Source organism: Pseudomonas sp. MB-090624 (genome assembly GCF_003205245.1).
In the GTDB taxonomy this organism is placed as follows: domain Bacteria; phylum Pseudomonadota; class Gammaproteobacteria; order Pseudomonadales; family Pseudomonadaceae; genus Aquipseudomonas; species Aquipseudomonas juntendi.
In genome coordinates this window covers 86837-95291 of sequence record NZ_QJRK01000024.1, presented here as the reverse complement: position 1 = coordinate 95291, position 8455 = coordinate 86837, and the positions used below count along the sequence as shown (strand labels likewise).

The following is an 8455-nucleotide window of genomic DNA, read 5'->3' as shown; positions in this document are numbered from 1 at the left end:
GGGGTACGGGGGGGGCTGAAGCTGGTCATCGATGACTCCTTGGCGTTTTTACGTTGCCCAGGAGTCAGAGAGAAAAAACCCGCCTCCAGGGCGGGTTCGGTGCACGTACGCGCTAGCCCGCCAAGCTGATAATGGCGGTAATAATAATGGCGTTCACGTGCAGGTAGGTGTTCATAGGCCAGGAACTTAGCCTGCCGCGCAGGCCCACGTCAACACTTGGCTTGCTGCGCCGACAGCGGCACATCGAACACTTTGTCGAAGCCCCACTGGAACACGAAGGCGTACACGAAGAAGAACACGAACAATGCCAGGTTGGTGAGCAGCGCCGCCCACAGACTGACGTTCAGCCAGTAGGCCACCAGCGGCAGCAGGATCAGCACCAACCCACCCTCGAAACCCAGGGCGTGCAGCAGGCGCCGGGTGAACGTACGTTCACGCTGCTGCTGGCGCGCCTCCCAGCGCTCGAACACCCAGTTGTAACCCATGTTCCAGCTCATCGCGATGCCTGACATCAGCACCGACAGCACCGTGGATTGCGCCATGCCGGCGCCGAACGCCAACGCCAGTGCCGGGGCCACGCAGGCGACGGCGATGGCCTCGTAAAGAATGGCCTGAACGATCTTGCGTGCCTTGCCTTGCATGTTCAGCTCCCTGGCTTGAAGAACTGTAAACCTACAAGAACTGGCCGAGAAGAAAAAGCCTGTACGCCCCTGCCGCCTGCTAACGGGCGGGCAAGCGGATGCGGAACTGCGCCCCGCCCAGCGCCGACTGTGCGACAGTCAACGTACCGCCCTGGCCCTCGATCGCACGCCGGCTGATCGCCAAGCCCAGGCCAAAACCACCGGTGTTCCGGTCACGGCTGCGGTCCAGCCGGTAGAACGGCTGGAAGATCCGCTCCCGCTCCGCTACCGGAATGCCGATACCGTCGTCTTCCACCGTCAACAGGCACGCGCCGTCCTGGTCCAGGCACAAGCGCAGCAACAGGCTTTGGTCACAGTAACGCATGGCATTGCGCACCAGGTTCTGCACGGCCCGGGCGGTGAGCCGCGGGTCCAGCACAAAGCGGGGTAGCTCGCCTTCGGCGCGAACTTCCCACTGGATGCCGCGGCCATCGAGCTCCTCGGCGAAGCCGCCCAGCACGCTGTCGACCAGTTCCAGCAACGACACCTCGACCCGCTCGCGGGCCTGGTCGGCGTTGTACAGCCGGCTGTACGACAACAATTCCAGCACCAGCTCATCCAGCTCGCGCACATGGCCAACCAGTTCCAGCAAGCGCTTGCGGCTGGCTGGCGGCACTTCGTCGAACAACAGCACCAGGCCGAAGTCGAGCCGGGTCAACGGCGTACGCAGCTCGTGCGACACCGCATTGAGCAGCTCGCGTTGCTGGTTGACGTGCCGCTCAAGGTCGCTGGCCATGGCGTCGAACACCCCGGCCAGCTCACCGATGTTGGAGTGCGGCGAAATGTGCGTACGCTCGGCCATGTGCCCCTGGCCCAGGCGCCGTGCGGTTTCCTTCAGGCGCTCCAGGTCCCGCCAGTGCGGCCACACCCACAGCAGCAGGCAGCCGAGCATGGCGGCACCGATCAAGACGGTCACCCCCCAGGACAATACGTTGATGTCGAACGGGTCGGGCGGCGAATGCAGCTCTACCAGCCACTGTTTGTCCAAGGGGGCCAGCACGGTTTCGTAATAGCCCCACTCGCCAATGCGTACCGCGTGCAGCCCCTGCGCCAGGCGCGCCTGCTCCTGGTCGCTCAGGCCCGCCTGGTCCATGGGCAACAGCCGCAGTTGCAGCGGTGCGAAATCACCGGCCAGCTCCTGCGCTACCGCTGGCCACTGCTCGCGCGGCGCCTGGCGGAACTGGCGCACGACCATCGACTGCACACCCTTGGCCTGGTCCAGGTTGTAGGCCATGAACCGGTCATGGAACAGGCCGACGATACTGTCGGGGATAAGCAGCAGCGCACCGGCATAGGCAATGATGATCACCAGGTACAGCCGCACCAGGATCTTGAGCATGGCCGGTCAGCACTCCCACTCGACGCGGCTGAACAGATAGCCCTTGCCCCATACGGTCTTGATCTTGCGCGCTTCACCGGCGTTGTCGTCGAACTTGCGCCGCAGCTTGGAAATGGCCACGTCCACCGAGCGGTCGGTGCCATTGAATTCGATGCCCCGCAGTTGCTGCAGGATGCGGTCGCGGTTCAGCACTTCGCCGGCGTTGCGCGCCAGCACCACCAACAGGTTGTACTCGCCGCTGGACAACTCCACTTGGTCGCCGCGCCAGCTGACCGTGCGTTCGGCCAGGTCGATGCGCAGGCCGCCGATCACGATCAGGTCGTGGTCCAGCCGTGGCTCGTTGACACTGCTGCGGCGCAGCAAGGTACGCACCCGCGCCAGCAGCACACGGGGCTCGCAGGGTTTGCTCACATAGTCGTCGGCACCCATTTCCAGGCCCAGTACCTGGTCGTGGCTGTCGTCACGGGCGGTCAGCATCAGGATCGGCAAGCCTTGCGATTCCTGGCGCAACAGGCGGCAGACCTGCAGGCCATCAAGGCCCGGCAGCATCAGGTCGAGAATGACCAGATCGGGCTTTTGCCGGCGGTACTCGTCCAGCACATGATCGCCGCGGGCGATCACCTGGACGTGGAAGTCGTTGCGTTGCAGGTAGCTGGCGATCAACTCGGACAGGGCGCTGTCGTCTTCGACCAGGAGAATATTCGGCATAGGTGCTTGGGAATCTAGGTTGTGTTGGACCTTGCCGGCCTCTTCGCGGGCTTGCCCGCTCCCACAAGGACCGCACAGTATCTGAAATCTGTGCTGTACCTGTGGGAGCGGGCAAGCCCGCGAAGAGGCCGGCACAGGAATACTCAGGATATAGAACACTGCAACACCACAGGCTTGTTCTTTACATTTTTTCACACTCGCCCTACAGGTATTAACAGCCGCCCAGCAATGCCTGCCGTAGCATATACCCGGTCATCATCGGAAGATCCGCATGCCTACTACCCTCTCCCTTCGCCTGCGCCCAGTGGCGCTTCTGGCGTTTCTGAGCCTGTCCCTGGCCGGCTGCGGCAACAGCGCCGAGCAAGACGAACAGGCGCCCACCCCGCAAGTACGGGTGGAAACCCTGCAACTGCAGCCCTTGGCCATCAGCAGCGAACTCAGTGGCCGCATCCTGGCCCCGCGTACCGCAGAAGTGCGCGCGCGGGTCGCCGGCGTGGTGCTCAAGCGGGTGTACCGTGAAGGCAGCGACGTCAAGCAAGGCGATGTGCTGTTCCTGATCGACCCGGCGCCGTTCAAGGCCGACCACGACAGTGCCCGCGCAACCTTGGCCAAGGCCGAAGCCACTCGCTACCAGGCCCGCCTGCAAGAGCAGCGCTACCGCCAGCTGGTCGACGACAAGGCGGTCAGCCGCCAGGAATACGACAATGCCAAGGCCAGCCTGCTGCAGGCCGATGCCGCCGTAGCCGAAGCCAAGGCGGCACTGGCGCGCGCCCGCCTCAACCTCGGCTATGCCACGGTCACCGCGCCCATCTCCGGGCGCATTGGCCGTGCCCAGGTCACAGAAGGCGCGCTGGTCGGGCAAAACGAGAGCACCCCGCTGGCGACCATCCAGCAGTTGGACCCGATTTACGCCGATGTCACCCAATCCACCCGCGAGCTCAATGCCCTGCGCCGCGCCTTGCGCGCGGGCGAGCTGCAGCAGGTGGGCGACGGTCAGGCCCGGGCGACGCTGATCCAGGACGACGGCAGCGCCTACCCACTGCCGGGCAAATTGCTGTTCTCCGACATCAGCGTCGACCCCAGCACCAACCAGATCACCCTGCGCAGCGAGTTCCCCAACCCGGACCTGGACCTGTTGCCCGGCAGCTACGTGCGCGTGCGCCTCGAGCAGGCCGTGCAACCCCATGGCCTGAGTGTGCCGCAGCGCGCCATCCTGCGTGACAGCGCCGGGGTGCCCAAGGTACTGGTGGTCGACCCGCAGGCGCGGGTGAGCGAGCGCGAGGTGGTGCTGGGCAATACCCAGGGCGACCGCTGGATCGTCAGCGCCGGCCTGGCCGCTGGTGAGCGCGTGGTCATCGAGGGCCTGCAGCACGTCAAGGCCGGCGACCAGGTGCAGGTCGACCCCAGCCCACAAACGCCGCCCATCGCACAGCACAACGGCCAGTGAGGGCCTGACCCATGCCGCAATTCTTCATCGACCGCCCGGTATTCGCCTGGGTGGTCGCGCTGTTCATCCTGCTGGCCGGCGCGCTGGCCATCCCGCAACTGCCGGTGGCCCAATACCCCAACGTGGCACCGCCGCAGGTCGAGATCTACGCCGTATACCCCGGCGCCCCGGCAGCCACCATGGACGAAAGCGTGGTCAGCCTGATCGAACAGGAACTCAACGGCGCCGATAACCTGCTGTACTTCGAATCCCAGAGCAGCCTGGGCAGCGCCACCATTACCGCCACCTTCGCCCCGGGCACCCACCCGGACCTGGCCCAGGTCGACGTGCAGAACCGCCTGAAGGTGGTCGAGTCCCGCCTGCCGCGGCCGGTCACCCAGCAGGGCCTGCAGGTCGAGAAGGTGTCCACCGGCTTTCTGCTGCTGGCCACCCTCACCTCCACAGACGGCAAACTCGACGAAACCGCCCTGTCGGACATTCTGGCGCGTAACGTGATGGATGAAATACGCCGCCTCAAAGGCGTCGGCAAGGCCCAGCTGTATGGCTCGGAACGGGCCATGCGCATCTGGATCGACCCGCGCAAACTGGTCGGTTTCAACCTCACGCCCAACGACGTGGCCGACGCCATCGCCGGCCAGAACGCCCAGGTAGCCCCTGGCAGCATTGGCGACCTGCCCAGCCGCAGCACTCAGGAAATCACGGCCAACGTGGTGGTCAAAGGCCAGCTGAGCACGCCGGATGCGTTCGCCGCCATTGTGCTGCGCGCCAACCCCGACGGCTCCGTGGTCACCCTTGGCGATGTCGCCAGGGTGGAAGTCGGCGCACAGGAATACCAGTACGGCACCCGCTTGAACGGCAAGCCGGCCACGGCCTTCAGCGTGCAGCTGGCACCGGGCGCCAATGCCATGCAGACCGCCACCCTGGTACGGGCGAAACTGCAGGACCTGGCGCGCTACTTCCCCGAGGGGGTCAGGTACGACATCCCCTACGACACCTCGCCGTTCGTCAAGGTGTCGATCGAGCAGGTCATCAGTACCCTGTTCGAAGCCATGCTGCTGGTGTTCGCGGTGATGTTCCTGTTCCTGCAGAACCTGCGCTACACGCTGATCCCGACCCTGGTGGTACCGGTGGCACTGATGGGCACCTTCGCCGTGATGCTGGCGCTGGGCTTCTCGATCAACGTGCTGACCCTGTTCGGCATGGTGCTGGCCATCGGCATCCTGGTCGATGACGCCATCGTGGTGGTGGAAAACGTCGAACGCATCATGGCCGAAGAAGGCTTGCCGCCCCGGCAAGCCACGCGCAAGGCCATGAGCCAGATCAGCGGCGCGATCATCGGCATCACCCTGGTACTGGTGGCGGTGTTCCTGCCCATGGCCTTCATGCAAGGGTCGGTGGGTGTGATCTACCAACAGTTTTCGGTCGCCATGGCGGTGTCGATCCTGTTCTCGGCATTCCTCGCCCTCAGCCTGACCCCGGCACTGTGCGCCACGCTGCTCAAGCCTGTGGCCAAGGGCGAACAGCATGCACGCAAGGGTTTCTTCGGCTGGTTCAACCGCCGTTTCGAGGGCATGAGCGATGGCTACCAGCGCTGGGTCATGCAAGCGCTGCAACGCAGCGGGCGCTACCTGTTGCTGTATGCGCTGCTGCTGGGGGCATTGGGCTATGGCTTGAGCCAGCTGCCCACGGCGTTCCTGCCCACCGAAGACCAGGGCTACACCATTACGGACATCCAGCTGCCGCCTGGCGCCAGCCGCATGCGCACCGAACAGGTGGCCGCCCAGATCGAGGCGCACAACAGTGAAGAACCGGGGGTCGGCAACACCACACTGATCCTGGGTTTCAGCTTCTCGGGCAGCGGGCAGAACGCTGCGCTGGCCTTCACTACCCTCAAGGACTGGTCCGAGCGAAGTGCCGAACACACTGCCCAGTCGATTGCCGAGCGCGCCAACCAGGCCTTCACGCAACTCAAGGATGCGGTGGCCTACGCCGTGCTGCCGCCGCCCATTGACGGGCTTGGCGAGTCGACCGGCTTCGAGTTCCGCCTGCAGGACCGGGGGGGCATGGGCCACCGCGCGCTGATGGCGGCGCGTGACCAGCTGCTCGAGCAGGCCGGCAAGAGCAAGGTACTGAGCAACGTGCGCGAAGCCTCGCTGGCGGAAAGCCCGCAGGTGCAGCTGGAGATCGACCGCCGCCAGGCCAATGCCCTGGGCGTGACGTTTGCCGATATCGGCTCGGTACTCGACGTGGCAGTGGGCTCCAGCTACGTCAACGACTTCCCGAACCAGGGCCGCATGCAGCGCGTGGTGGTGCAGGCCGAAGGCGACCAGCGCAGCCAGGTGCAAGACCTGCTGAACATGCATGTGCGCAACAGCAGCGGCAAGATGGTGCCGTTGGCCGCGTTCGTCCAGGCCAAATGGGTCAGCGGCCCGGTGCAACTGACGCGTTATAACGGCTACCCGGCGGTGTCGATTTCCGGCGAACCGGCCGCCGGCTACAGCTCTGGCGAAGCCATGGCCGAAATCGAGCGCCTGGTGGCGCAACTGCCCGCCGGTGCGGGCCTGGAATGGACCGGCCTGTCACTGCAAGAACGCCTGTCCGGCAGCCAGGCGCCGATGTTGATGGCGCTGTCGCTGCTGGTGGTGTTCCTGTGCCTGGCTGCGCTGTACGAGAGCTGGTCGATACCCACCGCAGTGCTACTGGTGGTGCCACTCGGCGTGCTGGGTGCGGTACTGGCGGTAACCCTGCGGGGCATGCCCAACGACGTGTTCTTCAAGGTCGGCCTGATCACCTTGATCGGCCTGTCGGCGAAGAACGCCATTCTGATCATCGAGTTCGCCAAGCACCTGGTCGACCAGGGCGTGGACGCCGCCGATGCCGCCGTACAGGCCGCCCGCCTGCGCCTGCGGCCGATCGTGATGACATCGCTGGCGTTCATCCTCGGCGTGGTGCCCTTGGCGATCGCCAGCGGTGCCAGCTCGGCGAGCCAACAGGCGATCGGCACCGGGGTTATCGGCGGCATGCTGAGCGCTACCCTGGCGGTGGTATTCGTGCCGGTGTTCTTCGTCAGCGTGATGCGGCTGGCTGGCACGCGCAAAACCACAACGGCCGGCGAGGCGCTGCACGACAGCCCCTGAATGAGGGTCCCCAGGGACCCTCTGCGTTCACTTGCGGGGTTTGGTGTTGGCCTCGGACTCCCCGCGGAATCTGACGGCATCCTTCAGATCCTTGCCAGCTCGAAACTTGACCGTCATCGCCGCAGGTATGTTCAACGGTTTGCCAGATCGCGGGTCCCTGCCGACCCGCGCTGACCTTCGGACGGTCTCGAACTTGCCGAAACCCACCAAAGTGACAGGCGTGTGTGTGCTCAGCGACGCCTTGACCCCATCGATGAAGGCATCGACGGCCTTTTGGGCCATTGCCTGGCTGAGTACGACGCGCGCTGCTACCTGTTCAATAAGTTGCGCTTTGTTCAATTGCCTTCTCCTTGGAGTCTTGCTTGCCCTCATTGCGAGCGCAAGGCTGCAGCCCTATTCAAGGGAGAAGCAGCGGCGGGCACAACTGGCAAAAATGTCAGTGCCCTGGCCCCGCGTTCACGTCCGCTGGACAACCGCTGTCGTGCGTGTGAGGGTTGCCTTCGTGCCTGCCTCGGACTTTAGCCAATGACTGAACAATTGCTCACTTGCTCTGCCCTGATCCTCGCGGGGGGCCGCGGGCAACGTATGGGCGGCCGGGACAAGGGCTTGATCAGCTGGCAGGGCGAGCCCCTGGTGGCCGCAATCCATCGCGTGCTGCGGCCCCTGACTGACGACCTGGTGATTTCCTGCAACCGCAACCAGCAGGCCTACCGGGTGTATGCCGACCAGTTGGTGGGCGATGCCGACAACGACTTCCCCGGGCCGCTGGCGGGGGTGATTGCCGGGCTGAAGGTGGCGCGGCATGCATGGGTGGTGGTGCTGGCCTGCGATGCGCCGCTGGTCGACCGCGCACTGATCGAGGACCTGCTGCGGGTTGCTGCGGCCAATGACAGTGCCGCGATGGCGCACCAGGGCGGCTACTGGCAGCCGATGTTCAGCGTACTGCCGCGCCGGTTGCTGCCGGTGCTGGAGCAAGCCTGGGCCGAGGGTGAGCGGAGCTTGCAGAAGGCCCTGTTGCGCACCAAGGTGCAAGCGCTTGAGTGCAGCGCAGACGATCGCCGCTTGAGCAACTTCAACAGCCCCGAGTTGCTGCAGGAACACGCGCAATCTCGCTGATCGCCGGCCCGGCGCAGCGGCCCCCATC

General features: G+C 65.0%; 7 protein-coding genes. 3 read left to right on the top strand and 4 right to left on the bottom strand.

Translation table 11 applies throughout. The features are described 5' to 3' along the window. Positions 1–209: 209 nt before the first annotated feature. The 3 genes from DMX12_RS15160 to DMX12_RS15150 all read right to left on the bottom strand — a co-directional run bounded on the left by DMX12_RS15160 (position 210) and on the right by DMX12_RS15150 (position 2727). The gene (locus DMX12_RS15160) at positions 210–641 is read right to left on the bottom strand and encodes a PACE efflux transporter (RefSeq protein ID WP_110678413.1); all 432 of its coding nucleotides are present in this window, start codon (positions 639–641) and stop codon (positions 210–212) included. 79 nt (positions 642–720) lie between these two features. After that, positions 721–2019, bottom strand: coding sequence for an ATP-binding protein (locus DMX12_RS15155; protein WP_110678411.1), 1299 nt, complete (start codon positions 2017–2019; stop codon positions 721–723). Between the two features lie 6 nt (positions 2020–2025). Further along, positions 2026–2727: a response regulator transcription factor gene (locus DMX12_RS15150; protein ID WP_110678409.1), complete on the bottom strand. Its 702-nt coding sequence runs from the start codon at positions 2725–2727 to the stop codon at positions 2026–2028. A gap of 271 nt (positions 2728–2998) precedes the next feature. Between DMX12_RS15150 and DMX12_RS15140 the strand changes: the two genes are divergently transcribed. Beyond that, entirely contained in the window at positions 2999–4174 is a 1176-nt protein-coding gene (locus DMX12_RS15140) for an efflux RND transporter periplasmic adaptor subunit (RefSeq protein WP_110678405.1), read from the top strand. A gap of 11 nt (positions 4175–4185) precedes the next feature. Further along, positions 4186–7311 (top strand): efflux RND transporter permease subunit, encoded by a 3126-nt coding sequence (locus DMX12_RS15135; RefSeq protein WP_110678403.1) that lies wholly within the window; start codon positions 4186–4188, stop codon positions 7309–7311. A 27-nt stretch (positions 7312–7338) separates the two neighbouring features. On the opposite strand, the gene DMX12_RS15130 is transcribed toward DMX12_RS15135, so the two are convergent. Beyond that, a complete protein-coding gene (locus DMX12_RS15130; RefSeq protein WP_110678401.1) occupies positions 7339–7650 on the bottom strand; it encodes an HU family DNA-binding protein in 312 nt (103 codons plus the stop codon). Positions 7651–7836: 186 nt separating this feature from the next. Here DMX12_RS15130 and mobA point away from each other — a divergent pair, with 186 nt between their 5' ends. Beyond that, positions 7837–8427 (top strand): molybdenum cofactor guanylyltransferase MobA, encoded by a 591-nt coding sequence (gene mobA / locus DMX12_RS15125; protein ID WP_110678399.1) that lies wholly within the window; start codon positions 7837–7839, stop codon positions 8425–8427. Positions 8428–8455 lie beyond the last annotated feature (28 nt).

What these genes read in the sequence shown, in the direction of transcription:
- mobA (WP_110678399.1), top strand. Translation starts at nt 7,837, where the DNA reads ATGACTGAACAATTGCTCACTTGCTCTGCCCTGATCCTCGCGGGGGGC.
- DMX12_RS15140 (WP_110678405.1), top strand. Translation starts at nt 2,999, where the DNA reads ATGCCTACTACCCTCTCCCTTCGCCTGCGCCCAGTGGCGCTTCTGGCG.
- DMX12_RS15160 (WP_110678413.1), bottom strand. Translation starts at nt 641, where the DNA reads ATGCAAGGCAAGGCACGCAAGATCGTTCAGGCCATTCTTTACGAGGCC.
- DMX12_RS15150 (WP_110678409.1), bottom strand. Translation starts at nt 2,727, where the DNA reads ATGCCGAATATTCTCCTGGTCGAAGACGACAGCGCCCTGTCCGAGTTG.
- DMX12_RS15135 (WP_110678403.1), top strand. Translation starts at nt 4,186, where the DNA reads ATGCCGCAATTCTTCATCGACCGCCCGGTATTCGCCTGGGTGGTCGCG.
- DMX12_RS15155 (WP_110678411.1), bottom strand. Translation starts at nt 2,019, where the DNA reads ATGCTCAAGATCCTGGTGCGGCTGTACCTGGTGATCATCATTGCCTAT.